Here is a 24,794-nt window from a genome sequence, read left to right as displayed (position 1 = left end):
CTTCACGCGCCCGCTTGCCGTGGACGCTCAGGCCAAGTAATCGCTGCGATATGTTTGGTCTCGCAAATCCCGACAAATTCATGCGTTTCACCACACCGCTGGTTCCAGTGCTGTGGATGCTGGCTGTCGGCTTGCTGGCCTTCGGGACGTTTCAGGCCTTTGCCGTCCCCGAGGACTACCAGCAGGGCGATACCGTCCGCATCATGTTCATCCATGTGCCCGCCGCCATTGTCGGCCTGGGCGCCTATGCGGCGCTGGGGGTTTCCAGCCTGTTTGCGCTGGTGTTCCGCCATCCGCTGGCCGATGCCGCAGCCAAGGCCGCAGCCCTTCCGGGGGCGGCGCTGACGGCGCTGGCGCTGATCACCGGATCGCTGTGGGGCAAGCCCATGTGGGGGACGTGGTGGGTTTGGGATGCCCGCCTGACGTCCGTGTTGGTGCTGTTCCTGTTCTACATCGGCTATATGGCGCTGCGGTCGTCGATTGACGACGAACAGCGCGCTGCGCGTGCCGCCGCTGTTCTGGGCCTGGTCGGCCTTATCAACCTTCCGATCGTCAAATTCTCGGTCGACTGGTGGAATACCCTGCATCAGCCGGCCTCGCTGATCCGTTCGGGCGGCACCTCGGTGGATGCCGCCTATCTGCCGGGCCTGCTGGCGATGATCGCAGGTTATGGCCTGTTCTTTGGCGCGGTCTGGGTGACCGCTATCCGTACCGAAGTCCGCCGCCGCCGCGTCCTGTCGCTGCGCGCGCGCGCGGCCTTCAACGCCTGACCGGAGAGACAGGAATGCTCGATTTCGACATGGGCAAATATGCCGCCTTCGTCTGGCCCGCCTTTGGCATTACCGCCGTCGTGTTTGCCGCTCTGGCTGCGCGCGCCTTGATCGAGGCCCGTCGCTGGAAGATCGAACTGGCGCGCCTGCAAGACAAGAAGGTCCGCTGATGTCGCGTTGGATGGCGCTACTGCCGATTGTCGCTCTGGTGTTGCTGGGCGGTTTTCTGGCCTTCCAGATGAACCGTATGGCCGATAGCGGTCAGGGGGCTGAATACCGTCCGGCTGCGCTGGTCGGCAAACCTCTGCCCGAAACTGTACTGCCTATGCTAGAAGGGGCTGTGGCATCCGAAAAGATGCTGGACCCGAAAACAGCCGCAGTCGGCAAGCCTGTGGTGGTGAATGTCTTTGCCAGCTGGTGCGCGCCCTGCCGTCTGGAGCATCCGCAACTGATGGCCCTGAAGGCGAAAGGCGTGAAAATCATCGGGATCGCCTACAAGGACGATCCGGCCAGGACCCGGGCGTTTCTGGATGAACTGGGTGACCCGTTCGATGTGGTGCTGGTGGATCGCGAAGGGCGCGCCGGGCTGGATCTGGGTATTTCCGGCGTTCCCGAAACCTTTGTGGTCGATGCCTATGGGGTGATCCGTCACAAGGCGTCGGGGCCGGTCATTAGCGAGCAGGACGGTCAGGATATTTTGGCGGCCTATTCCAGCCTGTAGACCTGTCCATTTACGGTGAATGAGCCGTTAACCATAATTTAGCGGTGATGCAGCAAAGCTTGGTCCTATGTCGGCCATTGCTTCAAATCGCCCGTTCTTCCCACCCCAGTCGGGGCAGGGTGGCGCTGCGCCTGTAAATGCCACGAAAGTCCTGCGTGAAGCACAGGCCGCATTCTTCCGTCCCTCGACAGCCACGCCCGCACCGGCACCCGAGCCGGAACAGGTCGAGGAGACTGCACCTGTGGCCCCCGCGATCCGCCGTCCGGGAAGTTTGCTCGATATCCGGGTCTAGGCTTTCCTGGATTTGGTCCGACCGGATGCTTCGTCATCCTTTTTGGACTTTTTCAGAAGTTTGGCCGCCTTACGGGCTTCCTTGTCGGCCTTTTTCGCAGCCTTCTTCGCGGCCTTGATCTCTTCAGGGGCAGCGTCTGCAACGTCGGACAGGTGTTGCAGGATCTCGATAAAGTTTTGCCGCCTCGCCTTTGGCAGCATGGCCAGAAGCCGTTTGTCGGCGGCCTGGACACAGGGGCGCGCGGCCTCGAGCGCAGCAAGGCCGGCCTGCGAAACACGTACCGCTTTTGCGCGGGCATCGACTGCCGAGCGTTCGCGCTCAAGATAGCCTTTTGTGATCATGCGGCTGACAAGATCCGCCAGGGTGGAACGATCGATACCGGTGGCCTTGACCAGATCGGTCTGGGTCAGGCCCTGCTTTTGGGAGGCGACCTCAAGCACCGCATACTGCCGCTGGGTCAGGCCCGCTTCGACGGCTTCTTCGGCGTAGATGTCCAGACACAGTTGAAGGGCGCGATGCATCAGGTGGCTGGGCGATTGCGCCAATTCAGCTACCGGACCTTTCTGTATGGCCGTCTTGATCATTGCGTCATTCCCGCAAATGTCCTGTTATCTGTCAGGCCTACCAATCAGGGTTGAAAGTTTGACGACGGTTCAACGTCGGTGTGCTGACAAATTCGGGCGGTCCTGAGAAAGAAAAACCCACCGATCCGGGGATCGGCGGGTTGTGAGCCTTAGCGGTCCGGGGGCGCGGTGTCCGCGTCCTCGTCCTTCACCAGATGCTTCATGATGAAGAAGACCTGCCAGATGCCAAAGGCGGCGGAAGCCATCCAGAGACCGCCACGGAAGGCGACCCAGAAGTCGTCCGTCTGGGTGCGCCAGATCACTTCATTGACGATGGCAACCGTCAGGAAGAACAGGCCGTAGCGCAGGGTCAGGCCCTTCCAGCCCGCATCGGTCAGGTTGAAGGCGCTGCCCAGCAGGTATTTGAACGCCGCCTTGTTGAACGCCAGCGATCCCAGAAGAATGGCGGAGAGGGCCAGATTTTGGACCGTGATCTTGATCTTCAGCAGGTTCGGGTCGTGGAAGAAGATGGTCAGGGTGCCGAACACCAGCGCGAACAGGCCGCTGAACAGCGGCAGGGGCGCAAGGCGTTTCTCCAGCAGCCATCCGGCGATCAGGGCAATGAGGGAAGCGCCCACCAGTACCCACGTCGCCGAGATCAGCGCCTCGCTGCTTTCCTGTCCCTTGAAAAAGCGCAGGAAGGCATAGGAGCCCATGAAGGCGACAAGGGCGCCGAAATCGACGGCTTGGCGCAGGTTGGAGGCTTTTTTGTTCTCAGACACGAAAAATCAGTCCTCCAGACCGACGAGGGAGCGCGAGAAGGCGACGGCATCGAAGTCCTGAAGGTCCTCGACCCCTTCGCCCACGCCGATCAGTTTGATGGGGGCGTCGGACGCCTGTGCCACGGGCACCAGCACGCCGCCGCGCGCCGTGCCGTCCAGCTTGGTCATCACCACGCCGGACACATAGGCGGTGCGGCCGAAAATCTTTTCCTGCTCCAGCGCGTTGCGGCCCACGGTGGCATCCAGCACCAGTAGGGTCTCGTGCGGGGCGTCGGCATCGACCTTTTTCAGTACACGCACGATCTTCAGCAGTTCGTCCATCAGGGTGGACTTGTTCTGCAGCCGGCCCGCCGTGTCGATCAGCACCACGTCAAAGCCCTCGGCCTTGGCCTTTGTATAGGCATCGAAGGCAAGGCCCGCGGCATCGGCACCGTCGCGGCGGCTCTCGAAATGGGCACCCGCGCGGTCGGCCCAGACCTTGAGCTGTTCGCGGGCGGCGGCGCGGAAGGTATCGCCCGCCACGATCATGACCTTGGCCCCCTTGGCGGTCAGGTCCGATGCGATCTTGCCCAGCGTCGTGGTCTTGCCCGACCCGTTCACGCCGACGAACAGCACCACATAGGGCTTGTCACCCGACAGCGGGTCAAACCTGGCCTGACGCGGCAGCAGTTCCTGCGCCACGGCTTCGGCCAAAGCTTCCTTGATCTCGCGCTCGTTGGACTCCTTGCCGAAGCGCAGGGCGCGGAAACGCTCCACGATGCGGGCGGAGGCCGCAGGGCCAAGATCGCTTTCGATCAGGTGCTCTTCCAGTCGTTCAAGCGCCTCTTCGGAAAGGGGCTCTTTGACGAAGGCGGAGACGACCTGTTCGGTCATCTGTTTGGAGGACCGGGACAGCCCCTCGCTCAGGCGCTGGAACCAGCCTTTTTTCGGCGTATCGCTCATAATCACTGCTCTAGCGGAGTGCGGTTCTCAGGTCACGCGCGAACCTATATGGATATGAAGTTGGTTTCGCGCATTGGAAAGCTTGATGGCCCGCACCACCCACGACTTCTACCACGCCCGCACCCATGGCTTTGTCCGTGTGGCGGCGGCAACGCCTGTGGTTCACATCGCCGATCCTGTCGCCAATGCCGACGAGCATATCCGGCTGATCGAACAGGCGGCGGAGTCCGAAGTTGATCTGATCGTCTTTCCCGAACTGTCGATCAGCGCCTATGCCATCGACGACCTGCACCATCAGGCCCCGCTGCTGAACGAGGTCGAGCGCCAGATCGCCCGCATTTCCGAAGTGGTGGGAGAGGCCGGACTGGTGGCCGTGGTCGGCGCGCCGATCCGTCAGGGCGATGCCCTGTTCAACTGTGCGGTGGTGCTGTCGGGCGGCGAGGTGCTGGCCGTGGTGCCGAAGTCCTATCTGCCGAACTACCGCGAATATTACGAGAAGCGTTGGTTCGCGCCCGCGGCCTCGCGCACCGAGGATGTGGTGGTGCTGAACGGCGAGGAAGTGGACTTCCAGCCGGGTCTGGTGTTCGAGGCGGCCAACCGTCCGGGCTTCACCTTTGCCGTCGAGATCTGCGAGGACTTCTGGGCCCCGCAGCCGCCGTCCACGCGTGCCGCACTGGCGGGGGCGCGCATCCTTTGCAACCTGTCGGCCTCCAACATCGTCATCGGCAAGTCCGAGGACCGTGCCCTGATGTGCGCCAGCCAGTCGGCCCGCACCCTGTCGGCCTATGTGTTTGCCGCCTCCGGTTGGGGGGAGAGCACGACCGATCTGGCATGGGACGGTCAGGCGACCGTCTATGAACTGGGTGCCAAACTGGCCGAGGGCGAGCGCTTCGCGCTGGAAAGCCACCTGACGATCGCCGATGTGGATGTGGACCGGATCGGTCTGGACCGCCTTCGCAACGGGACCTTCGCCGACTGCGCCCGCCATGAGGGCGAGGTGGCGACCGTGGTTCCCTTCATCGCCGCCGAAGGCCCGTCGGGCGGGCTGATCCGTCCGATGGACCGCTTCCCCTTCGTGCCAGACGACGCGACAAAGCTGGATCAGGACTGTTTCGAGGCCTTCAACATTCAGGTTCAGGGCCTGATGCGCCGTATGACGGCGACGGGCTCGAAAACTCTGGTGATCGGTGTGTCGGGCGGGCTGGATTCCACGCAGGCCCTCTTGGTGGCGTGCCGTGCGTTTGATCGTCTGAACCTGCCGCGCACGGGGATTCTGGCCTATACCATGCCGGGTTTTGCGACCTCCGACGGCACCAAGTCGAATGCCTGGGCGCTGATGAAGGCGCTGCAGGTGTCCGGCCACGAGATCGATATCCGCCCCGCCGCCAGCGCCATGCTGGAAGGCATCGGCCACCCCTTTGCCAAGGGCGAGCCGGTCTATGACGTGACCTTCGAGAACGTTCAGGCGGGACTTCGCACCGACTATCTGTTCCGTCTGGCCAACCACAACAACGGCTTTGTGCTGGGCACGGGCGATCTGTCGGAACTGGCGCTGGGGTGGTGCACCTATGGCGTTGGCGACCACATGAGCCACTACAACGTCAATGGCGGCGTAGCCAAAACCCTGATCCGGCATCTGATCCGCTGGGTCGCGGACAGGAAGCTGGTGGGCGAGGAGGCCGCTCCGACGCTCTATTCCATCCTCGCGACCGAAATCTCGCCGGAACTGGTGCCCGCAGGTAGCGACGGCAAGATCCAGTCCACCGAGGGCACGGTCGGGCCCTATGCGCTGAACGACTTCTTCCTCTTCCACATCAGCCGTTTCGGCATGGCCCCGTCCAAGGTCGCCTATCTGGCGCAACAGGCATGGAGCGAGCGGGAGAGGGGGCTATGGCCCGTCGGCACGCCCGAGGAAGAGATGGTCCAGTACGATCTGGAGACGATCCGTTTCTGGCTACGCAAATTCCTGATCCGCTTCTTCCAGACCAGCCAGTTCAAACGCTCCGCCGTGCCGAACGGGCCCAAGGTGGTCACGGGCGGCTCGCTGTCACCGCGCGGCGACTGGCGGGCACCATCGGATTCCTCTGCGCGGGTGTGGCTGGACGAGCTGGACGCCAACCTGCCGCCGGTCACCCTGTCGGCGGTGAAATAAAAACCCTGCCTTGAGCAAGGTTTTTCTGGACTTGGAGCGGGGCGGTTCGCTAGAGGGCGAAAATGACCGACGAAATCACACGCGATAGCAACGGCGCAGAGCTCAAAGACGGCGACAGCGTCACCCTCATCAAAGACCTCAAGGTCAAGGGCTCCGGCGGCGTCACGCTGAAGCGCGGCACGAAGGTCCAGAAGATCCGCCTGACCGGCGATCCCGATGAGATCGAAGCCAATGTCGAAAAGGTACGCGGCCTCGTCCTGCGGACCGAGTTCGTCAAAAAGGCCTGACCCATTGAAAAAGGGGCGCTGTCACCAGCGCCCCTTTTGCTTTGTCAGTTCAAGGCCGACAGGAAATTCAGGATGGCCTCGCTGGCTTCCGGCTCGTCCAGCATCGGGGCGTGGCCGATGTCGGGCACCTCGATCAGTCGGGTGTTCTTGCCTTCCATGATCATGCGGCCCGCAATGGCGGTGTTCAGCAGGTCAGAGGTGCCGCCGCGCACGATCAGGGTCGGGCGCTCGGCCAGAACGCGGAACAGCGGCCACAGGTCCGGCACAAGCGCGCCCGAACCCGCCGCACGGATCGGCGCGGAAATGTCGGGATCATAGGCCAGAACCGGCACACCGTTCTCATCTTCCTTGAAGATGCGGCGGGCGAAGGCTTCCCAGTCGCTCCGGTCGTAGTGGGGGAAGGCGACCTCGTTGATCTGGCGCGCGTATTCGGTCGCGTCGTCCCAGTTTTCGATCACAACGGGCTTGCCGGTATAGGCGGCGATGCGGGCCAGTCCTTCGGGCGCGACCTCGGGGCCGACGTCGTTGAGGATGGCGGCGGCGATGGCATCCGGCTTCAGCGCCGCCAGACACATGGTGATCAGTCCGCCCATCGATGTACCCAGGAATATCGCCTTGTCGATGGACAGATGATCCAGCAGATCGACGACATCACAGGCATAGGTCGTCGGGACATAGGTCATCGGATCGGCCGCATACTGCGACTTGCCCCGACCGCGCACATCGATGGCGATAATCCGATAGCCCTCATTCTGAAGAATGCGGGCGATGCTGCCGAAATCGGTGCTGTTACGGGTCAGGCCATGAATGGCGATGATAGGCAGCTTGCCGGCGTCGGTTTTCGGGGCGTAGTCGCGACCATAGAGTCTCAGACCATCACGGCTGGTCCAAAAAAACTCTGAAAACGCGGCACTAGACATATAGGACGACCCCTCGGCATTGAATTAGCCTCAGGTTATTCATCCCATAGGGAATTGTCGATCAGCCGCCGACTATGGTCGAGACGAAGGCCTCGAGGTCACCGCCAAGGAAGTGAAAGCCCCGTACTCCGGCGTTTCTGGCGGCTTCCATGTCCGACAGATTGTCCCCGATCATGATGGAACTTTCGTCGAGTTTCAGATCCAGATCCGCTGCGGCGCGCAAAAGCATGCCGGGGTTCGGTTTGCGGTCGGGGTGGTTGGGGTGCTCGTAACGCGCTTCCACCGCCACCTTGTGGAAGGGGCAGAAATAGATGGCGTCGATTTTCGCCCCGCCCTTGTCCAGTTCCGCCAGCAGCAGCTTGTGGAAGGCGTGCATGGTGTCCTCGGAGAAGTACCCGCGCGCAATACCCGACTGGTTGGTCACAATGACCGTCACATAGCCTGCATCATTGAGCTTCTTCACCGCCGCAGCGGCGCCGGGCATCATCTGCAGTTGATCCGGTCGGTGCGGATAACCGCAATCGTGGATCAGGACACCGTCGCGGTCGAGAAAAGCGGCTGGGCGGCTCATAGGGGCAAACCTGTTCAGTCAGGGAGGATAGGGTTGGATAGCCCGCTGCGGCTCTTTTGGGAACGCTGTGATTGTTACAGCTTCGTTGCATCCGGCAACGCGAAGTGACCCCGTGGCGTTTTGATCGGGTGCGAGGTTTTGCTAGACCGTCGCCAGAATATTGTCGCGCCCGCGTGGGTGCCGCCCCCGACCGTGTGGAGAGCGAAAATCATGATCCCGTTTATTGACCTTCAAGCCCAGCGTCTGCGTCTGGATGGCAAGATTGAGGCTGCTGTGGCCGAGGCTGTCGTCGGTGGTGCGTGGGTCATGGGCCCGCAGGTCCGCCAATTCGAGGCCGATCTGGCTGCCTTCGGCAAGGCCAAGCACGCGCTGGGTTGCGCCAACGGTACCGACGCACTGGCCCTGCCGCTGATGGCGTGGGAAATCGGTGCGGGCGACGCCGTCTTTGTGCCCAGCTTCACCTTCGCCGCCACCGCCGAGGTCGTGCCGTGGTTCGGTGCCGAGCCGGTGTTCGTTGACGTCGATCCGGTCACCTACAACATGGATCCGGCCAAGCTGGCCGCTGCCATCGACGCCATCAAGGCCGAGGGTCGCCTGACCCCGCGCGTGGTCATCGCCGTGGACCTGTTCGGTCAGCCGGCTGACTATCCGGCCATCAAGAAGATTGTCGATGAGCACGGTCTGAAGCTGATCTCGGATTCGGCCCAGGGCTTTGGCTGCACCGTGGACGGCAAGCACCCGCTTGAATGGGCCGATGTCACCACCACCAGCTTCTTCCCGGCCAAGCCGCTGGGCTGCTATGGCGACGGCGGCGCCGTTCTGACCAATGACGACGAGCTGGCCCAGCTGCTGGACTCGGTGCGCGTGCACGGCAAGGCGGTGGCTGTGGACCTGAAGGATCGTACCTTCGACCACGACCCGAAATACCTGAACATGCGTATCGGCCGTAACAGCCGTCTGGACACCATCCAGGCCGCTGTCCTGATCGAAAAGCTGAAGGTCTTCGGTCAGGAGATCGAGTGGCGCAACCGTATCGCCGCCCGCTACAACGAGGGTCTGCGCGCCCACGTCGCCAAGGTGCCGGATGTACCGGCAGGCAACATCTCCAACTGGGCGCAGTACACCATCGAACACCCGAACCGCGACGCCCTGGCCGCGCACCTGAAGGAGCAAGGCATCCCGACCGCGGTCTATTACCCGATCCCGCTGCACATGCAGCCGGCGTATGAAGCCTTCCCGCGCGGTGCCGGTGGTCTGCCGGAAACCGAGCGCCTGAAGGATGTTGTCATCAGCCTGCCGATGCACTCGGATCTGGACGAGGCGACCCAGGACAAGATCATCGCCGCTGTCATCTCGTTCAAAGGCTAATTGATATGAACGCTCTGAAACTGGGTGTCGCCGGTGTCGGCGTCATGGGCCGCAACCACGCCCGCGTCGCCGCCGATATGCGCGAGTTCGACCTGTCGGCTGTATTCGATCCGGATGGCGTGACCGCCGACGGAGTGGCCGCCGCCTATGAGGCGACCGCCTATACCGACATCGACGCTTTTGCCGCGTCGGGCATCGAAGCGGCGATTGTCGCAACACCGAACCGTTTCCACGCCGAAACGGCTGTGGCCCTGCTGGAGCGTGGCATCCACGTTCTGGTCGAAAAGCCGATCGCCCCGACCGTTGAAGAGTCCCAGCGCATCATCGATGCGGCCCGCGCCAACAACCGCGTGCTGATGGTCGGCCATGTCGAGCGTTTCAATCCGGCGGTCGAAACCGTCAAACGCGCCATCGCCGATGACGAAATCATCTCGATCCAGATCACCCGCGTGGGCCCGTTCCCGCCGCGTATGGGCGACGTTGGCGTCGTGATCGATCTGGCGGTGCACGACATTGACATCATCCGCCACCTGACCGGCTCGGAAATGTCGGATGTGCAATCGCTGCTGGGCCACACCCACGCCCTGCGCGAGGACTCGGCCCTGCTGCAGTTCCGTATGGAAAACGGCACCATCGCCCACATCACCACCAACTGGGTGACGCCGTACAAGACCCGCACCCTGCAGGTCGCCACCAAGTCGCGTTTCGTGGTTGCCGACCTGATCACCCGTCAGGTCACCGAATACTTCGGTCAGCAGCCAGACGGTTCGTACTCGACCCGCATGCTGAACAGCTGGCCCAACGAGCCGCTGAAGAAGGAGCTGGAAGCCTTCGCCTCGGCGATCGCCACGGGCGAAACCCCCGCTGTTACCGGCGAGGACGGCCTGCGGAACCTTGAAGTGGCCCTGCGCTGCCTCGCGGAATAAGTTCTTCAGACATCATTGATATGAAAGCGGCGATCCGGATCGGGTCGCCGTTTTTATTTGGTACCGATGATGAAGGCTTGGGGCAGGGGATCATTTGCGCTGATGGTGGGCGTTTCGGCGCTGGCCTATCCGTTCCTGTACCGCCTTGTTGTCGGTTCCATCTATCTGGCGAAGACAACGGCCTATGGGGATTTGCCCATAGGCATTGCACTCTTTGCTGTGCCAGCGCTGCCCTTTTATGCCATCGCCACGGGATGGGTTTTTGTGCCGGTCGGAATGCTGTTCGGTGCGATAGGGACCTTGGTGTCAAGAAAGACCGCGACGCCGCGCCTGTGGATCATGCGCGGGGCTTTGATCGGAAGCCTGCTGGGTGTGTTTTCCTATGCGCCGCTCGTGCTCCGCTTCCATGATGTCTGGTGGTGGTCGTGGATCTGGATGATCACGATCGCCAGCGGTGCAGTGGCAGGGGCCGGGACGGCACGGTTCATGATGCGGTGGCGCCCTTTGGCCCAGGATCATCCAGATGCGGTGGAATATGAAGCGCCCCGCGCCCGGCCTGCCGTAAATCGCGGCACGCTTCTGGGTCTGACCTTTGCCTTTTCGATACTCGGCCCGATCATCGGCACCTTGATTTTTATGTTGGCCTTCAGCTTGAGCGTGGCCCCAAGTGGCCCGAACTCGATCAGCTTTGCCGCCGGGATGGTCAGGCTGGCCTCTGTCCTGTTTGTCCTTGCCCCAATGGGCTTTGTCTCAGCCCTAATCACGGGGTTTTTCAGCGGCTTGGTTTCACGTGGAACATTAAGTACGTGGCGCTGGTGCACTTACACCACTGCATTAGGTGGCGTGTTTTCAGCGGTCTCTGTCCAGACGCCGTTGCTGGTATATTTGCTGGGACGCGAGCACGGCTTATGGGGAAGCATCGCGTACGGCTTGGGGGCTATGTTCGTCGTCGGCGCGTTGGCGGCCCTGGCCTGTGCATGGATTTGCAGAGGGTTCAGGCCGCGTGATCTCAGCCTTCTTCACGCACCATCTGCATCGACAGCCAGTCCGCAATAAGGGCGGGCTTGTCCTCGCCTTCTATCTCGACCGTCATCTCATGGGTCAGCAGCCAGCGGGTGATGCCGCCGTCGCTGCCCTTGTTCTCGGCATTTTTGAGTACGAACCGGCCGCGCACACGTTTGCCGGCCCTGACGGGCGCGAGGAAGCGCAGACGGTCAAAGCCATAGTTCACGCCCATGACCACACCGTCCACGGGCTTTACGGCGTCATAGCTCATGGCCGAGCCGAGGCTGAGCGTCAGAAAGCCGTGGGCGATGGTGCCGCCAAAAGGGGTGTGGCGTGCCATGTCGGGATCGACATGGATGAACTGCTCGTCCTCTGTCAGTTTGGCAAAGGCGTTGATGCGGTCCTGATCGATTTCGAACCATCGGCTAAGGCCGACCTCGGACCCGATAAGCGACGGCAAATCCTGTGCAGATGTCATGACCTAACCTCCCCTTGTTATATGAGGTCAGGTTTGCGCGTCGTTTACGCAAATGCAAGTGAGGGCAACTAGCCCGCGAAGCGACCGCCTATGATGTCTCCGAACTGATCAGGATCGACATTGCCGCCGGACAGGATGATGGCAGTGGTCCTGTCGCCGGCGTCGATCCGTCCCGAAAGCAGCGCCGCCAGAGAAACCGCTCCCCCCGGTTCGATCACAAGCTTCAGCCAGCGGAAGGCAAAACGCATGGCCTCGGCCACCTCGGTATCCGAGACGGTAAGCGCCCCGGCCAGACGGCGGTTGATCGGGAAGGTCAGCTCCCCCGGCATGGGGGCCATCAGCGCATCGCAGATGGACGGTTTGCCCTGCGGATGGGCGGTGCGCTCGCCCGCTTCCAGCGAGCGGCGGGTGTCGTCAAAATCTTCGGGCTCTACGACATGGACGGCGGTGCCGGGGCTGCGTTCGGCCATGACCAGATTGATACCGGCCAGCAGTCCCCCGCCCGAGGCCCCGCACAGCAACTGGTCGATGGGGGCATCGGCATCGTCGAGCAGTTCCAGCGCGCAGGTGCCCTGACCCTCGATGATGTAAGGGTCGTCAAACGGCGGCACGAGGATGCTGCCGCGTTCCTTGGCGATGGCGGCCCCGATATCCTCGCGGCTCTCGGTCCAGCGGTCATAGAAGCGAACCTCGCCGCTGAAGTGGCGAACGCCATCGACCTTCACCTTGGGGCTGTCGGACGGCATGACGATGATGGATCGGGTGCCCGCCATCTTGGCTGCGGCGGCCACACCCTGCGCGTGATTGCCCGACGAGAAAGCCACCACGCCGCGTGTAAGCTCTTCTTCGCTCAGACGGCTGATGCGGTTATAGGCCCCGCGAAACTTGAACGCACCGGCGACCTGGAATGTCTCGGCCTTCATCAGTACCCGTCCGCCCACGGCGTCATTCAGGGCAGGATGCTCGATAACGGGGGTGCGGACGGCGGCGGGAGCGATCTGGCGGGCGGCGTCGATCACGCCGGAATACGAAGGACTGCGCATAGTTTTTCCTTAACGGGTAACTGTGACATCTGCATAGTTACCCTCATGAAACATGATCTCGTCCTGTCGATCGATCAGGGCACGACCTCGACCCGTGCCATTGCCTTTGAGGTTTCGCCCAAGGGCGTGTTCTCGGTGCTGGCCGTCAGCCAGATCGAACTGGCCCAGCATTTCCCCCATTCAGGCTGGGTCGAGCATGACGCCGAAGAGATCTGGCGGGCGGTGCTGCAAACCTGCCGCGAGGTGATCAAGAAGTCCGGCAGCGTCGAGCGTTTCGCTGCCGTCGGCATAACCAACCAGCGCGAAACCTCCGTCATCTGGGACGCCCGAACCGGCCAGCCTCTACACCGCGCTATCGTCTGGCAGGACCGCCGTACCGCCGCCGAGATGGAGCGACTGGTCGAGGCCGGTCACGAGGATAGGGTGCGCGAGCAGACAGGGCTGATCCTCGATCCCTATTTTTCGGCGTCCAAATTCTCGTGGCTGCTGGATCAGGTCAAGGACGGTCGCGAACGCGCACGGGCGGGCGAGATCAAACTGGGCACCATCGACAGCTGGTTGATGTGGAAGCTGACGGATGGAGCGTCGCACGTCACCGATGTGACCAATGCGGCGCGTACCAATCTGATGGCGCTGGAGATGATGCAGTGGTCGCCGCCGTTGTGCGACCTGTTCAATGTTCCGATCGAAGCCCTGCCTGAAATCAAACCGAGCGACAGCGCTTTCGGTGATTGCGAGCCTTCACTGTTGGGGCGTGCCCTGCCGATCCACGGGGTCGCGGGCGATCAGCAGTCGGCCCTCGTGGGCCACGGGGCACTGGAAGCGGGCGATGCCAAGATCACCTATGGCACAGGCGCGTTTCTGGTGGCTAACACAGGGCAGAAGATCGTCCGCTCTGAAGCCCGTCTGTTGGGGACAATGGGCTGGGCGGCGGACGGCACGGTCCATTATGCGCTGGAAGGCTCGATCTTTTCGGCGGGCTCTGCGGTGCAGTGGCTGCGCGACGGCATGAAGGCCATTTCGGACTCGCGGCAATCCGAAGCGGTGGCACAGACGCTTGACGACAATGGCGGTGTCTATCTGGTGCCGGGCTTTACAGGTCTGGGCGCTCCGTGGTGGGAGCCGGATGCGCGCGGCACTGTCATCGGTCTCAGCCGTGACAGCGGTCCGGCCCATCTGGTGCGGGCGGCTCTGGAGAGCCTTGCCTACCAGACCAACGACCTTCTCGAAGCACTGCAAAAGGACGGTGCCCCGCCGATGAAGCGGCTCAAGGTCGATGGCGGGGTGACGGCCAATGCCTTCGTCATGCAGTTCATCGCCGACATCTGCGACATCGAGGTCGAGCGTCCGTCGTTTCAGGAAATGACGGCACTGGGGGCGGCACGGCTGGCGGCCTTCGGCTGTGGCCTGACGGCCGAGCTGTGGTCACCGCCGCAAACGGCCCCCGCCATCTGGAAGCCGGGGATGGAGGCGTCCGAACGCCTGAAACTCATCAAGGGATGGCGCAGGGCGGTCAAGGCGGCCATCGTTGCGGCCTCTGACGCAGACTGAAGACCATTGAAGGGGAGGGACGGTATGACCGAAGTCCTGGATGCTCAGAAAGCCTTTTCGGGTACGCGCGAGGTTGATCCCCGCTACCGGCTGGACGAGGCGGCTTTGCTCGAATGGCTGAACGCCAATGTCGAAGGTTTTGCTGGCCCGATCGAGGTCAGGCAGTTCAAGGGCGGGCAGTCGAACCCGACCTATGAACTGGTCACGCCTTCACGTTCATATGTCCTGCGCCGCAAGCCGCCGGGCACTCTGTTGGCCAGCGCCCATGCCGTGGACCGCGAGTTCGCCGTGATCAGCGCCCTGTACCGGCAGGGGTTTCCGGTCGCGCGACCCTATGGGCTGTGCGAGGACGAAACCGTCATCGGCTCGATCTTCTATGTGATGGAAAAGGTCGAGGGCCGTATCTATTGGGACCTGAAACTGCCCGGACTGACACCTGAACAGCGTCGCGAAATATGGTTCGTTCAAGTGGATACTCTCGCGGCGCTACATCGCCTCGATCCGCAGGTCATAGGTCTGGGTGACTATGGAAAGCCGGGGAACTACTTCGCCCGTCAGGTGGCCCGTTGGTCCAAACAGTATCGCGCATCGGAGACGGTGGCCGTACCGGAGATGGACAGGCTTATGGAGTTCCTGCCCGCAACCCTGCCGCCCGAGGGGCCGAGCCGCATTGTTCATGGCGACTGGCGTCTGGACAATATGATCCTGCATCCCACCGAGCCCCGCGTTCAGGCCGTGCTGGACTGGGAACTATCGACGCTGGGCGATCCGATGGCCGACTTTTCCTATCTGCTGATCGCCTATGCCATTCCGGCGGAGCTTCGAAACGGTCTGAACGGCGCCGACATCGAAGGTCTGGGCATTCCGTCTATAGAGGCGCTGGCCGACCGGTATGGCAAGGCGACGGGGTGGGGCACACCGGGCAATCTCGAATGGCTATTGAGCTATAATCTCTTCCGTCTGGCCGCCATCTGTCAGGGAATAGCGGGCCGCGTGCGCGACGGAACCGCCGCCAGCGAACACGCCAGACTCATGGCGGCACAGGTTAAACCTTTGTCTGATGCCGCGTGGAAATATGCTGTAAAGGCAGGAGCTTAGGGTCAGAACTCGCAAAAAGAAACAGAATCTGATGCAGATCGGTTTGTGAAACCCCCTGCGACAGCCTACTTTATAAGCCGGAGAGTTATGCATCATGTCTGACAGCCAAAAATTCCCGGTCGCCGCCCACGCCCTGGCCTATCTGGCCCACAAGGGGGCGTATGAGGCCAAGGATGCTGCGCCGAGCGCTGTGCTGGCGGCATCCGTGCCGACCAATCCGGTGGTCATCCGTCGCGTCACGGCCTTGCTGGCCAAGGCAGGCCTGATCGCAACACGTCCGGGAGCCAGCGGTGGTTCATGGCTTCTGCGTCGCCCCGAAACGATCCATCTGGATGAGGTTCTGCGGGCTGTGAACGGTTGCGCCCATCTCGGCTCGACCCCCGAAGGCGCCAAGGGCTGTCCGATCGGCCAGCACATACCGCGTCAGGTGGCCAAGGCCCTGACCGCCGCAGATACTGCTGCTGCAGAGGCGCTGGCCAAGATCACCATTGCGGACCTTCTGGCCGAGGATCCGGAGTGCCTGCGCGGGTTTGCACCGCACGCCTCCTGTCCGCAGGCGGCCTGAGATTACTGACATAGCATCCGCTTAGGAGAGGGACGGATGACGGCACGACGCACGATTGCCATCACAGGCGCATCGGCAGGGATTGGCGCGGCGCTGGCGCGGGTCTGTGCCGCCAAGGGCTATGACCTGATACTGATCGCCCGCCGCGAAGCCCCGCTGAGCGCCTTGGCGGCAGAGGTCGAGGAGGCCCACGGTATCAAGGCCCATGTCATCACGGCGGACCTTGCCGAACCGGATGCCTCGCAGAAACTGGTCGCTGCCGTCGCCGCAAAGGGGCTGACGGTGGATGGCCTGATCAACAATGCGGGCTTCAGCAACACCAAGGGATTTGTCACAACCCCGCCGGAGGCGCAGGCCGCCATGTTGCGTGTGATGCTGACCGTACCGGTCGAACTGTCCCGCGTATGGATGCCGGGCATGCAGGAACGCGGCTGGGGCCGCATCCTGAATGTGGCGTCGATGGCGGGTTTCCTTCAGGCCACCGGCGGCGACACGCTGTATGGCCCGATCAAGAGTTTCCTGATCCGCTTCTCCCAAGGGCTCTGGATCGAAAACCGCGGCAAGGGTGTGCACGTCACCGCGCTCTGCCCCGGCTATACCTATACCGAGTTCCACGATGTGAACGGTTCGCGCGATCAGGTGTCCAAGGCCTATCCGAAATGGATGTGGCTGAGCGCCGAGCGCGTGGCACAGGACGGCTGGGACGCGGTCGAAGCCGACAGGCCGCGCATCATTCCGGGCAAGCGCTATCGGGTGTTGGCGACGATCAGCAAGCTGATGCCGGACCGGATGGGGCTGAACACAGCGGCCAAACACGCCAAGGCGCTTGAACGGATCTGAAATTGAAAACGGCGGCTCCCGCAGGAGCCGCCGTTGTCATGTGAACTAGTGACCCGACGGATAGGGCGTGGTCACGCCCGAGCTGATCATGCCGGGCAGGGCCTCGCCCAGACCCATCAGGATGAACTGGATCGCCAGCGCGCACAGGATCAGGCCCAGCACGCGCACAATGATGGCCATGCCGACTTCGCCCAGAATCCGGCTCAGCCAGCCGGTCATCGAGAAGCAGATGAAAGACACAAAGGCTGCGGCAGCAATGGCCGCCATCGACCAGGTCATGCCGATGGCACCCAGTTTGGCGGCCTCGCCAGCATTGATGATGACAGCCGAAATGGCACCCGGGCCGATCATCAGCGGGATGGCGAACGGCACCACCAGACGTTGGAAGCGGCGGCGGGCATAACCGCGTACATCGGCCTTGTCATGGGTGATATCGGTGTCTGCGAACATCTTGAGGAAGTCTTCGCGGGCCATATCCAGACCCAGGAAGAGCAACAGAATACCGCCCGCGATGCGGAATGCCGCCAGCGAGATTCCGAAGAATTGCAGCAGACCCAGACCCGTAAACAGGAAGAAGGCCAGAAAGGCTGCGGCGAACAGACAGATAAGGAACGACACCGAAACACGTTGGCGCAGGGTGGCTCCAACCGTCGCGGCGGCAAAGATTGGCAGGTTCCCGATCGGGTCCAACAACGCAAACAGCGTCACGAAGAGGTTGACACCCAGTTCGCTGGCGTTCATCGCCTCGCCTCATCAAAAACAGCCTATGCGCCCTTGGCGCCCCTATAGTTCTCCTATCGGGGTATATTCTTGTGGCTGCAACCCGCACAGAGGTCCAAAATGTCAGAAGCCGTCAATAACGACCTCGCCGACCGTCCTTTCGACCCGCGTGTCATTTGCGCCCTGGACGTGCCGACGGCCGACGAGGCGCGGGCGCTGGTCGAGCGCATCGGTAATGCGGTGGGCTTCTACAAGATCGGTCTGCAGCTGTTTGCCTCTGATGGCATGGCGCTGGCGCGAGAGCTGAAGGCCTCGGGCGCGCAGATATTCCTCGACTGGAAGCTCCATGACATCGGCGTGACGGTTGAAAAGGCCACGGCGGTTCTGGCGGAGTCAGGTTGCGATCTGCTGACAGTACATGCCCGTCCGCAGGTGATGGCAGCGGCAGCCCGCGGGGCCGCCGGCTCAGACCTGAAAATCCTTGGCGTGACGGTGCTGACCAGCCTGACGGATGAAGACCTCAAGGCCGACGACCACACACTGAATGCCCAGCAACTGGTGGGGCTTCGTGTTCAGCAGGCATTGGATGCCGGTATCCACGGGGTTGTATCCAGTCCGGTCGAGGCTGCCGCTGCCCGCGAGGCCGCCCGCATTCGCGGCGTGGATGATTTTCTGGTTGTTACGCCCGGTGTACGGCCCTTGGGGGCTGACCTGAACGATCAGATGCGTATCGCCAGTCCGGAAGCGGCTCTTCTGGGCGGCGCGACACATCTGGTCATCGGCCGTCCGATCACGGCGGCGAGCGACCCCCGTGCGGCGGCCCGGGCCATTACACGCGAAATCGCGCGGGTCTGTACAGGCTGAACGCATAACGGCGGCTCCATGCGGGCCGCCGTTGTTTTTCCTGCCTGCGGCGGAAGGTCGCTGTCCGTCGCGCTATCTTCAGAAGTCGATAGCGATGCCCTTCTTTTCCCAGTCGCCAAAGCGGGTCGGTTCCGGCCCCTTGCGGCCACCGACTTCGGTCGGATTTTGCTGTGCCGACAGGTCCACGGCACGGCGCTCTGCCGCTTCCAGCAAGGCTCGGCGCGCAGCTTCGGTCAGCGGACGCTCGCGCGTGGCATGCGGAACATCCTCGTTGAAGGCCGGTCGGGGAGCTTCGGCTTCGGCGTGTGTGTCGCAGTTGTGCGAGGCGCAGCCGCACGATGGGGTGGGATGTTCGGTCACAGGGGCACCGTCTTGAGAGCGGGGAGTTAGATGATCAAATAGGGGATAAGGACGCTTGTGCCACCCACTTTGACGACTAAAGCCCAATGAATCATCTCAAGACCTTCGCATTGCTGGCCGCGATGACCGCCCTTTTCATGGGGGTGGGTTTCATGATCGGCCGCGAGGGAGGCATGGCCATCGCCCTGTTGATAGCCATCGGGATGAACCTGTTCTCCTATTGGAACGCCGACAAGATCGTCCTGAAGATGTACAAGGCCGAGGTGGTGGACGAGAGCCATCCCAATGCCGTGGTGCGCGCCTATGTGGCCGATACCAAGCAGATGGCGCTGGATGCGGGCATGCCCCTGCCCAAGATCACCATCATTCCGAACAATCAGCCGAACGCCTTTGCTACGGGCCGCAACCCCCAGAATGCGGCGGTGGCTGCGACCACCGGCCTGCTCGACATGCTGACCCGCGCCGAAATCCGTGGGGTGATGGCCCACGAACTGGCCCACGTTAAAAACCGTGACACCCTGACGATGACGATCACGGCAACGATTGCCGGTGCCATCTCGATGCTGGCCAACTTCGCCATGTTCTTTGGCGGCAATGACCGTGACCGTCCGGGCGGCATGATCGGCACCATCGCCCTGATGCTGCTGGCACCAATGGCGGCGGGTCTGGTTCAGATGGCCATCAGCCGGTCACGCGAATACGAGGCCGACCGCGTTGGCGCCGAGATCGCCAACGATCCCGATGCTCTGGCCAGCGCCCTGCAAAAAATCGAAGCCTATGCCCGCGGCAATATGAATCCGCAGGCCGAGCGCAATCCGGCCACGGCCCATATGTTCATCATCAACCCGTTGAACGGGAAGGGCGCGGACAACCTGTTCTCGACCCACCCGGCGACCCACAACCGTGTGCGGGCCCTGATGGAACTGGCGATGAAGATGGGCCGTACCCCGCGCAATACTGCGCAGGGGTTTGCCGGGACCGGCGCGCCGCCGACCCGTTCCGCCTCGCAGACCAGCGTGCCCGCTACACCACAGGATGGTCCACGCGGGCCCTGGAGCTGAGACTTTAGGCCTTCCTACACTTTGCGTGCGCGCGCTTAATCGGCTAGGGGCGCGCACATGACCGATACGCCCGACACCCCCGACAACACCAACGACCGTCCCGACTGGGCCAAGCCCAACGGTCCGCTGCGCTCGTTCGGACGCATCAAGTCGCGCCCGATCAAGAACCGTCAGGCCGCGCTGTTCGACACACTGATGCCGCAGATCGCCGTGCCGGACCCCAAGCTGGGCCCGATCGACCCCAAGGCCATGATGCCCGAAGCGACAGGTGCGTGGTTGGAAATCGGTTTCGGTGGTGGCGAGCATCTGGCCCATCAGGCGGCGCAGAACCCCGACACCCTGATGATCGGCTGCGAGCCCTTCCTGAACGGCGTGGCCTCGGCCCTGCGTCACGTCGAGGAGGGCGATCTGAAGAACGTCCGCCTGCATGCCGATGATGCCCGCGCGGTCATGTCGGCCCTGCCGGACGCCTCGCTGGATCGCGTGATGATCCTGTTCCCCGATCCGTGGCACAAGGCCCGCCACAACAAACGCCGCTTCCTGCAGGACGAGACGGCCCAGGAAATCACCCGTCTGTTGAAGCCGGGCGGCGTGGTGCGCTTCGTCACCGACTGGTTCGACTATGCCGAATGGACGCTGGAGCGCCTGCTGCGCACCGAGGGGCTGGAGCGTATCGAGACGGAAGGGCAGGACTGGTTCGTGCCGCCGTCGGATCACTTCGTGACCCGCTACGAGGAAAAGAAGCTGGGCGACACCGACCCGATCTTCATCCAGTTCCGCCGCGTCTGAACCGGCGCTGGATCGCCCAGACCAGCCAGCAAAGCAGCGATTTTACGCCCGCCCCGATCAGGAAGGGGGTGAAGCCGCCGCTGATGGCATCGGCAAGCGGGATTTGCGTCGCCAGCCAGGCCGTCCCCATGCCGAGCAGCAGAAGGTGCAGGGCAAACAGGGCGGCGATGATCCACCAGGGGCGCAGTATCCGGGGGCGGCTTTGCCCCGCGCGGACCCAGAGCCCCGCCAGCAGGGCGGCGACGGGGAAGGCGTAGATGTATCCCGCCGTCGCTCCCGTGAACGGCTTCAGCCCCGAAGCCCCTTCGGCAAGAACTGGCAGGCCCGCTGCTGCTGCTGCCAGATAGACCAGTACGGCCAGAAAACCGTCTCTGTGACCCAGGCACAGTCCTGCCAGAAAGATGGCAAACGACTGCATGGTCATCGGGACCGGATGCATCGGCACATCGATCTGGGCCCCGAGAGCCATGAGAATGGCGAAGGCGACGAGGGCGATCAAACGGGGCGCGAAATCCTTCATCCGGTTTCTGAAACACGCGGTTCGGTAGGGCTGCAAGCGTTTAAGGGCTGACAAGACGGCCTGTTTGCCCTATATGAGCCTCCACATCGTTAGGCCGACGTCCAACGACGTCGTTTCCAGCGGCGGTCCGGACGGTCCGTCGCTTTTGTTTTTCCGGAGGTTCCGCGTGCGGGCCAAAACCGCAGAAGACCGTGCTCTTCTCGAGATGATCGACCCTATCGCCGACAGCCAGGGGCTGGCGGTGGTACGCGTGCGCCTGATGGGCGGCACCCTGCGTCGTCGTCTGCAGATCATGGCCGAACGCAAGGTGGACCACGACATCTCGGTCGAGGAATGCGCCCGTCTGTCGCGTGCCGTTTCCGAAGTTTTTGACGCCGCCGATCCGATTGCCGGCGAATACCTGCTGGAAGTGTCCTCGCCGGGTATCGACCGTCCGCTGACCCGTCTGTCGGACTTCGACCTGTTCGAAGGCTATGAGGCCCGCCTTGAAACCGACCGCATGGTCGAAGGCCGCAAGCGCTTCAAAGGCATTCTGGCCGGTACCGAAGGCGAGGACATCGCCATCGACCTCGACGGCGAGGAAGACACCGCCCTTATCCCGTTCGCCTGGCTGGCCGATGCCAAGCTGGTGCTGACCGACGAACTGCTCAAGCGTGGCGCATCCCTGCGTGCCGCCCGTGGCGAGCCCGAAGATGACGGCCTGCCGGAAGGCGCGCCGGATACCGAAAACCCTGACCTGTCCAAGGACGAAGCCTGATGGCCGTGACCGGAATTTCCGCAAACCGTCTGGAACTGCTCTCGATCGCCGACGCTGTCGCGCGTGAAAAGAACATCGACCGCGAGATCGTGATCGACGCGATCGAGGAAGCGATCCAGAAAGGTGCCAAGTCGCGCTATGGCGCGCACCACGACATCCGCGCCAAGATCGACCACAAGACCGGTGAGCTTTCGCTGACCCGTCACACCACGGTTGTGGCCGACGACTGGCAGCCGGAAGACGAGCTGGAAGAGTTCAACGACAGCGCCATGGTGCGTCTGCGTGACGCCTCCAAGCGCGATCCGGAAGCCTTTGTCGGCAAGGAATACATCGAAAACCTGCCGCCGTTCGAGTTCGGCCGCGTGCAGACCCAGATGGCCCGTCAGGTCGTGACCGGCAAGGTCCGCGAAGCCGAGCGCGCCAACCAGTACGAAGAGTTCAAGGACCGCGTCGGCGAGATCGTCAACGGTACGGTCAAACGCGTCGAATACGGCAACACCATCGTGGATCTGGGCCGTGGCGAAGGCATCATGCGCCGCGACCAGTCGATCCCGCGTGAAGTGTTCAACATCGGCGACCGCATCCGCACCTACATCTACGACGTCCGTCCCGAGGCCAAGGGCCCTCAGGTCATGCTGTCGCGTGCCCATCCGGGCTTCATGGCCAAGCTGTTCTCGCAGGAAGTGCCGGAAGTCTATGACGGCGTGATCGAAATCCGCGCCGCCGCCCGCGACGCTGGCTCGCGCGCCAAGATGGCCGTGCTGTCGAACGACAGCTCGATCGATCCGGTCGGTGCCTGCGTGGGTATGCGCGGTTCGCGCGTTCAGGCCGTTGTGGCCGAACTGCAAGGCGAGAAGATCGACATCATCCCGTGGGTTGATGACGAGCCGACCTTCATCGTGAACGCTCTGGCTCCGGCTGAAGTGTCCAAGGTGGTTCTGGACGAAGACGCCGACCGCGTTGAAGTCGTGGTTCCGGACGATCAACTGTCGCTGGCCATCGGCCGTCGCGGCCAGAACGTGCGTCTGGCCTCGCAACTGACCGGCTGGCAGATCGACATCATCACCGAGACGCAGGACTCCGAACGTCGCCAGAAGGAATTCGCTGAGCGCACCGCCCTGTTCCAGGAAGCTCTGGACGTCGATGAAACCATCGCCCAGCTGCTGGTGACCGAAGGCTTCGCCACCGTGGAAGACCTCGCCTATGTCGAGGCTTACGAAGTGGCCGAGATCGAAGGCTTCGACGAGGAAACCGCCGACGAGCTGCAAACCCGCGCCCGCGAGTATCTGGAGCGTCAGGCCACCGAACTGGACAACAAGCGCAAGGCGCTGGGTGTCGAGGACGGCGTGCTGGAAGTTCCGGGCATCACCCCGCAGATGGCTGTTGCCCTCGGCGAAGGTGGCGTGAAGACCGTGGAAGACCTGGCTGACCTGGCCACCGACGAAATCCGTGGCGGTGTTGAAATCCGCGGCGGCGAGCGTGTGAAGGTTGCCGGTGTTCTGGAAAGCTTCAACCTGTCGCAGGAAGCGGCCGAACTGCTGATCCTGCAAGCCCGTGTGGCTGCTGGCTGGATCGACGCTTCGGAACTGCCGCAGGTCGAGCCGGAATACGAAGAAGAGATCGAAGGCGAAGAAGCCTTTGACGGTGAATACGACCTCGCCGAAGGCGAAGTTGAAGCCGGTGAGCCGCAAGGCGACACCGACGAACCCCAAGACGCGTGATGAGGACCGCTGCTGTTCATGACTGTTTCCGAGGTGCTGATCGATAGAGAGCGTCAGGATCTGGTGTCCCGCCAGGTTCTCGATGAGTCTCGTCTGATCCGCTTCGTTGCCGGTCCGGACAGCGCGGTTTATCCCGACTTGGCGCGCAAACTGCCCGGTCGCGGCCTTTGGGTCGCGGCCGATCGCGCCTCCATCGATGCGGCAGTAAAGAAGAATATGTTCGCGCGGGCCGCCAAGGCCCCGCTGAAACCGGCAGCCGATCTGTCGGATATGGTCGAAAAACTGCTGGTAAAGCGTTGTTTGGACCAGTTGGGCCTTGCCCGACGCGAAGGCGTACTTATCTCTGGGTTTGAAAAATCCGCTGCTGCGATCCGCAGTGGTAAGGCCGCATGGATGCTGGAAGCGTCCGACGGGTCCCCAGATGGCCGCAATAAGCTGATAGCCCTAGCGAGACATGTGTCTCCGGCGCCGAAAATATGCGGCGCGTTCAGTGCGGATGAATTGAGTTTGGCCCTTGGGCTGGAAAATGCGATACACGCCGTCCTGCTGAAAGGCGGGCGCGCTGCGCGCTGGACCGAAGAGGTCGAGCGACTGGCGGGTTTCAGGCTTCTCCATCCCCAGGATTGGCGCCGGTTGGACACAGGCGACGCCGCGGAGGATATTCGGGACCAAGGTTCCGAAGGAGAGCCCTGACGGGTTTGGTGGGTGTGGACCAGCCTCCGGTTAAGGAGGCGGGGCCGCATTCGTGTATGGGTATGAAAGACGAAGGCGGAATTCTCCGTCACAAGTAAAGCGACCGGATGAGCGACGAAAACGACAAAACCAACGACGGCAAGACCCCTGGCAATGCGCCTTCCCAAGGCGGCGCACGCGCCCCGCTGACTCTGAAGCCGCGGGCTGCAGGCTCGGTCTCGACCGGTACGGTGAAGCAAAGCTTCAGCCACGGCCGGTCGAAGACGGTTGTTGTCGAAACCAAGCGCCGCCCGGGCGCTGGTGGCGGCCATCAGCGCCCTCAGGGCTTTGATGTTGCTCGCCCGCGTCAGGACGGCAATGCACCGCGCGGCAACGCGCCGCGCGGCCAGTCCAATGCCGGTGGCCTTTCCGCCGAGGAAATGGAAGCCCGCCGCC

Annotated in this window: 30 protein-coding genes; 20 read left to right on the top strand and 10 right to left on the bottom strand. The window is 62.7% G+C overall.

The genetic code is table 11. From position 1 onward, the window contains the following. The first annotated feature begins 50 nt into the window (after positions 1-50). The 4 genes from ccmC (at position 51) to B3H86_RS07870 (ending at position 1,783) form a co-directional block, all read left to right on the top strand. Positions 51-770: a heme ABC transporter permease CcmC gene (gene ccmC, locus B3H86_RS07885; RefSeq protein ID WP_292052687.1), complete on the top strand. Its 720-nt coding sequence runs from the start codon at positions 51-53 to the stop codon at positions 768-770. Positions 771-784: 14 nt separating this feature from the next. Next, positions 785-940 carry a heme exporter protein CcmD gene (gene ccmD, locus B3H86_RS07880; RefSeq protein ID WP_292052684.1) on the top strand — a complete coding sequence of 52 codons (156 nt, stop codon included), beginning with the start codon at positions 785-787 and terminating at the stop codon, positions 938-940. Continuing rightward, the gene (locus tag B3H86_RS07875; RefSeq protein WP_292052681.1) at positions 940-1,491 is read left to right on the top strand and encodes a DsbE family thiol:disulfide interchange protein; all 552 of its coding nucleotides are present in this window, start codon (positions 940-942) and stop codon (positions 1,489-1,491) included. Before ccmD ends, B3H86_RS07875 begins: the two co-directional genes overlap by 1 nt. 67 nt (positions 1,492-1,558) lie before the next feature. Then, complete coding sequence (locus tag B3H86_RS07870; protein WP_292052679.1) at positions 1,559-1,783, top strand: hypothetical protein; 225 nt, start codon at positions 1,559-1,561, stop codon at positions 1,781-1,783. On the opposite strand, the gene B3H86_RS07865 is transcribed toward B3H86_RS07870, so the two are convergent. From B3H86_RS07865 to ftsY, 3 genes are all read right to left on the bottom strand, one after another. Further along, the gene (locus tag B3H86_RS07865) at positions 1,780-2,367 is read right to left on the bottom strand and encodes a MarR family winged helix-turn-helix transcriptional regulator (protein WP_292052677.1); all 588 of its coding nucleotides are present in this window, start codon (positions 2,365-2,367) and stop codon (positions 1,780-1,782) included. The genes B3H86_RS07870 and B3H86_RS07865 overlap by 4 nt on opposite strands. Before the next feature lie 149 nt (positions 2,368-2,516). Next, entirely contained in the window at positions 2,517-3,128 is a 612-nt protein-coding gene (locus B3H86_RS07860; protein WP_292052675.1) for an inner membrane-spanning protein YciB, read from the bottom strand. 6 nt (positions 3,129-3,134) lie between these two features. After that, the gene (gene ftsY / locus B3H86_RS07855) at positions 3,135-4,070 is read right to left on the bottom strand and encodes a signal recognition particle-docking protein FtsY (protein ID WP_292052672.1); all 936 of its coding nucleotides are present in this window, start codon (positions 4,068-4,070) and stop codon (positions 3,135-3,137) included. An 85-nt stretch (positions 4,071-4,155) separates the two neighbouring features. On the opposite strand from ftsY, the gene B3H86_RS07850 reads away from it, so the two are divergent. After that, a complete protein-coding gene (locus tag B3H86_RS07850) occupies positions 4,156-6,222 on the top strand; it encodes an NAD(+) synthase (protein ID WP_292052669.1) in 2,067 nt (688 codons plus the stop codon). Between the two features lie 62 nt (positions 6,223-6,284). Further along, entirely contained in the window at positions 6,285-6,509 is a 225-nt protein-coding gene (locus B3H86_RS07845) for an alkylphosphonate utilization protein (RefSeq protein ID WP_292052665.1), read from the top strand. Positions 6,510-6,553: 44 nt separating this feature from the next. Here the strand turns inward: B3H86_RS07845 and B3H86_RS07840 are convergent, their stop codons facing one another. Together B3H86_RS07840 and B3H86_RS07835 are read right to left on the bottom strand one after the other, a co-directional pair. Continuing rightward, positions 6,554-7,429, bottom strand: a complete 876-nt coding sequence (locus tag B3H86_RS07840; protein WP_292052661.1) for an alpha/beta fold hydrolase — start codon at positions 7,427-7,429, stop codon at positions 6,554-6,556. A 61-nt stretch (positions 7,430-7,490) separates the two neighbouring features. After that, positions 7,491-8,000: a D-glycero-alpha-D-manno-heptose-1,7-bisphosphate 7-phosphatase gene (locus B3H86_RS07835; protein WP_292052659.1), complete on the bottom strand. Its 510-nt coding sequence runs from the start codon at positions 7,998-8,000 to the stop codon at positions 7,491-7,493. A gap of 207 nt (positions 8,001-8,207) precedes the next feature. On the opposite strand from B3H86_RS07835, the gene B3H86_RS07830 reads away from it, so the two are divergent. From B3H86_RS07830 to B3H86_RS07820, 3 genes are all read left to right on the top strand, one after another. Then, positions 8,208-9,368 carry a DegT/DnrJ/EryC1/StrS family aminotransferase gene (locus tag B3H86_RS07830; RefSeq protein WP_292052949.1) on the top strand — a complete coding sequence of 387 codons (1,161 nt, stop codon included), beginning with the start codon at positions 8,208-8,210 and terminating at the stop codon, positions 9,366-9,368. A gap of 5 nt (positions 9,369-9,373) precedes the next feature. Then, entirely contained in the window at positions 9,374-10,294 is a 921-nt protein-coding gene (locus B3H86_RS07825; protein ID WP_292052656.1) for a Gfo/Idh/MocA family protein, read from the top strand. Positions 10,295-10,363: 69 nt separating this feature from the next. After that, the gene (locus B3H86_RS07820) at positions 10,364-11,350 is read left to right on the top strand and encodes a hypothetical protein (RefSeq protein ID WP_292052654.1); all 987 of its coding nucleotides are present in this window, start codon (positions 10,364-10,366) and stop codon (positions 11,348-11,350) included. Here the strand turns inward: B3H86_RS07820 and B3H86_RS07815 are convergent. Together B3H86_RS07815 and B3H86_RS07810 are read right to left on the bottom strand one after the other, a co-directional pair. Next, on the bottom strand, positions 11,304-11,777 hold the full coding sequence (locus B3H86_RS07815; protein ID WP_292052651.1) for a MaoC family dehydratase: 474 nt from the start codon (positions 11,775-11,777) through the stop codon (positions 11,304-11,306). The genes B3H86_RS07820 and B3H86_RS07815 overlap by 47 nt on opposite strands. A gap of 68 nt (positions 11,778-11,845) precedes the next feature. After that, the gene (locus B3H86_RS07810; RefSeq protein ID WP_292052648.1) at positions 11,846-12,820 is read right to left on the bottom strand and encodes a threonine ammonia-lyase; all 975 of its coding nucleotides are present in this window, start codon (positions 12,818-12,820) and stop codon (positions 11,846-11,848) included. 45 nt (positions 12,821-12,865) lie between these two features. Between B3H86_RS07810 and glpK the strand changes: the two genes are divergently transcribed. From glpK to B3H86_RS07790, 4 genes are all read left to right on the top strand, one after another. After that, positions 12,866-14,371, top strand: a complete 1,506-nt coding sequence (glpK, locus tag B3H86_RS07805; RefSeq protein ID WP_292052645.1) for a glycerol kinase GlpK — start codon at positions 12,866-12,868, stop codon at positions 14,369-14,371. Positions 14,372-14,395: 24 nt separating this feature from the next. Continuing rightward, positions 14,396-15,469, top strand: a complete 1,074-nt coding sequence (locus B3H86_RS07800; RefSeq protein ID WP_292052642.1) for a phosphotransferase family protein — start codon at positions 14,396-14,398, stop codon at positions 15,467-15,469. Between the two features lie 94 nt (positions 15,470-15,563). Further along, a complete protein-coding gene (locus tag B3H86_RS07795) occupies positions 15,564-16,034 on the top strand; it encodes an Rrf2 family transcriptional regulator (RefSeq protein ID WP_292052638.1) in 471 nt (156 codons plus the stop codon). Positions 16,035-16,070: 36 nt separating this feature from the next. Beyond that, a complete protein-coding gene (locus B3H86_RS07790; RefSeq protein ID WP_292052633.1) occupies positions 16,071-16,874 on the top strand; it encodes an SDR family NAD(P)-dependent oxidoreductase in 804 nt (267 codons plus the stop codon). Between the two features lie 45 nt (positions 16,875-16,919). Here the strand turns inward: B3H86_RS07790 and B3H86_RS07785 are convergent, their stop codons facing one another. Further along, positions 16,920-17,615, bottom strand: coding sequence for a MarC family protein (locus B3H86_RS07785; RefSeq protein WP_292052629.1), 696 nt, complete (start codon positions 17,613-17,615; stop codon positions 16,920-16,922). Between the two features lie 99 nt (positions 17,616-17,714). On the opposite strand from B3H86_RS07785, the gene pyrF reads away from it, so the two are divergent. Next, positions 17,715-18,458 carry an orotidine-5'-phosphate decarboxylase gene (pyrF, locus tag B3H86_RS07780; RefSeq protein ID WP_292052626.1) on the top strand — a complete coding sequence of 248 codons (744 nt, stop codon included), beginning with the start codon at positions 17,715-17,717 and terminating at the stop codon, positions 18,456-18,458. A 78-nt stretch (positions 18,459-18,536) separates the two neighbouring features. Here the strand turns inward: pyrF and B3H86_RS13900 are convergent, their stop codons facing one another. Continuing rightward, a complete protein-coding gene (locus B3H86_RS13900) occupies positions 18,537-18,818 on the bottom strand; it encodes a DUF1674 domain-containing protein (RefSeq protein WP_312820747.1) in 282 nt (93 codons plus the stop codon). Positions 18,819-18,904: 86 nt separating this feature from the next. On the opposite strand from B3H86_RS13900, the gene htpX reads away from it, so the two are divergent. Beyond that, complete coding sequence (gene htpX / locus B3H86_RS07770) at positions 18,905-19,879, top strand: zinc metalloprotease HtpX (protein ID WP_292052624.1); 975 nt, start codon at positions 18,905-18,907, stop codon at positions 19,877-19,879. Positions 19,880-19,936: 57 nt separating this feature from the next. Then, a complete protein-coding gene (trmB, locus tag B3H86_RS07765) occupies positions 19,937-20,668 on the top strand; it encodes a tRNA (guanosine(46)-N7)-methyltransferase TrmB (RefSeq protein WP_292052622.1) in 732 nt (243 codons plus the stop codon). Here trmB and B3H86_RS07760 read toward each other — a convergent pair. Then, positions 20,646-21,188, bottom strand: a complete 543-nt coding sequence (locus B3H86_RS07760) for a biotin transporter BioY (RefSeq protein WP_349679846.1) — start codon at positions 21,186-21,188, stop codon at positions 20,646-20,648. The genes trmB and B3H86_RS07760 overlap by 23 nt on opposite strands. A 166-nt stretch (positions 21,189-21,354) precedes the next feature. Between B3H86_RS07760 and rimP the strand changes: the two genes are divergently transcribed. From rimP to B3H86_RS07740, 4 genes are all read left to right on the top strand, one after another. Next, on the top strand, positions 21,355-21,945 hold the full coding sequence (gene rimP / locus B3H86_RS07755; protein ID WP_292052619.1) for a ribosome maturation factor RimP: 591 nt from the start codon (positions 21,355-21,357) through the stop codon (positions 21,943-21,945). Further along, positions 21,945-23,666, top strand: coding sequence for a transcription termination factor NusA (nusA, locus tag B3H86_RS07750; protein WP_292052617.1), 1,722 nt, complete (start codon positions 21,945-21,947; stop codon positions 23,664-23,666). The genes rimP and nusA overlap by 1 nt, the downstream gene beginning before the upstream one ends. Before the next feature lie 18 nt (positions 23,667-23,684). Further along, positions 23,685-24,359, top strand: a complete 675-nt coding sequence (locus tag B3H86_RS07745; protein WP_292052614.1) for an RNA-binding protein — start codon at positions 23,685-23,687, stop codon at positions 24,357-24,359. Positions 24,360-24,466: 107 nt separating this feature from the next. After that, on the top strand, positions 24,467-24,794 hold a 328-nt coding region (locus B3H86_RS07740), incomplete at its 3' end, for a translation initiation factor IF-2 associated domain-containing protein (protein ID WP_292052612.1).

The sequence above is a fragment of the Brevundimonas sp. UBA5866 genome (assembly GCF_002432125.1).
Lineage (GTDB): Bacteria > Pseudomonadota > Alphaproteobacteria > Caulobacterales > Caulobacteraceae > Brevundimonas.
The sequence above is the reverse complement of the archived record's forward strand: the minus strand, read 5'-3'. Positions and strand labels throughout refer to the sequence as shown.

Excerpts from the sequence above, each read along its gene's own strand:
- B3H86_RS07850 (WP_292052669.1), top strand. The coding sequence starts at position 4,156 with ATGGCCCGCACCACCCACGACTTCTACCACGCCCGCACCCATGGCTTT.
- B3H86_RS07790 (WP_292052633.1), top strand. The coding sequence starts at position 16,071 with ATGACGGCACGACGCACGATTGCCATCACAGGCGCATCGGCAGGGATT.
- B3H86_RS07815 (WP_292052651.1), bottom strand. The coding sequence starts at position 11,777 with ATGACATCTGCACAGGATTTGCCGTCGCTTATCGGGTCCGAGGTCGGC.
- B3H86_RS07865 (WP_292052677.1), bottom strand. The coding sequence starts at position 2,367 with ATGATCAAGACGGCCATACAGAAAGGTCCGGTAGCTGAATTGGCGCAA.
- glpK (WP_292052645.1), top strand. The coding sequence starts at position 12,866 with ATGAAACATGATCTCGTCCTGTCGATCGATCAGGGCACGACCTCGACC.
- B3H86_RS07870 (WP_292052679.1), top strand. The coding sequence starts at position 1,559 with ATGTCGGCCATTGCTTCAAATCGCCCGTTCTTCCCACCCCAGTCGGGG.
- B3H86_RS07760 (WP_349679846.1), bottom strand. The coding sequence starts at position 21,188 with ATGAAGGATTTCGCGCCCCGTTTGATCGCCCTCGTCGCCTTCGCCATT.
- B3H86_RS07800 (WP_292052642.1), top strand. The coding sequence starts at position 14,396 with ATGACCGAAGTCCTGGATGCTCAGAAAGCCTTTTCGGGTACGCGCGAG.
- B3H86_RS07840 (WP_292052661.1), bottom strand. The coding sequence starts at position 7,429 with ATGTCTAGTGCCGCGTTTTCAGAGTTTTTTTGGACCAGCCGTGATGGT.
- B3H86_RS07835 (WP_292052659.1), bottom strand. The coding sequence starts at position 8,000 with ATGAGCCGCCCAGCCGCTTTTCTCGACCGCGACGGTGTCCTGATCCAC.
- htpX (WP_292052624.1), top strand. The coding sequence starts at position 18,905 with ATGAATCATCTCAAGACCTTCGCATTGCTGGCCGCGATGACCGCCCTT.
- B3H86_RS07795 (WP_292052638.1), top strand. The coding sequence starts at position 15,564 with ATGTCTGACAGCCAAAAATTCCCGGTCGCCGCCCACGCCCTGGCCTAT.
- B3H86_RS07745 (WP_292052614.1), top strand. The coding sequence starts at position 23,685 with ATGACTGTTTCCGAGGTGCTGATCGATAGAGAGCGTCAGGATCTGGTG.
- ccmD (WP_292052684.1), top strand. The coding sequence starts at position 785 with ATGCTCGATTTCGACATGGGCAAATATGCCGCCTTCGTCTGGCCCGCC.
- nusA (WP_292052617.1), top strand. The coding sequence starts at position 21,945 with ATGGCCGTGACCGGAATTTCCGCAAACCGTCTGGAACTGCTCTCGATC.
- B3H86_RS07785 (WP_292052629.1), bottom strand. The coding sequence starts at position 17,615 with ATGAACGCCAGCGAACTGGGTGTCAACCTCTTCGTGACGCTGTTTGCG.
- B3H86_RS07825 (WP_292052656.1), top strand. The coding sequence starts at position 9,374 with ATGAACGCTCTGAAACTGGGTGTCGCCGGTGTCGGCGTCATGGGCCGC.
- trmB (WP_292052622.1), top strand. The coding sequence starts at position 19,937 with ATGACCGATACGCCCGACACCCCCGACAACACCAACGACCGTCCCGAC.
- ftsY (WP_292052672.1), bottom strand. The coding sequence starts at position 4,070 with ATGAGCGATACGCCGAAAAAAGGCTGGTTCCAGCGCCTGAGCGAGGGG.
- B3H86_RS07820 (WP_292052654.1), top strand. The coding sequence starts at position 10,364 with ATGAAGGCTTGGGGCAGGGGATCATTTGCGCTGATGGTGGGCGTTTCG.
- pyrF (WP_292052626.1), top strand. The coding sequence starts at position 17,715 with ATGTCAGAAGCCGTCAATAACGACCTCGCCGACCGTCCTTTCGACCCG.
- B3H86_RS07875 (WP_292052681.1), top strand. The coding sequence starts at position 940 with ATGTCGCGTTGGATGGCGCTACTGCCGATTGTCGCTCTGGTGTTGCTG.
- B3H86_RS07845 (WP_292052665.1), top strand. The coding sequence starts at position 6,285 with ATGACCGACGAAATCACACGCGATAGCAACGGCGCAGAGCTCAAAGAC.
- B3H86_RS07810 (WP_292052648.1), bottom strand. The coding sequence starts at position 12,820 with ATGCGCAGTCCTTCGTATTCCGGCGTGATCGACGCCGCCCGCCAGATC.
- ccmC (WP_292052687.1), top strand. The coding sequence starts at position 51 with ATGTTTGGTCTCGCAAATCCCGACAAATTCATGCGTTTCACCACACCG.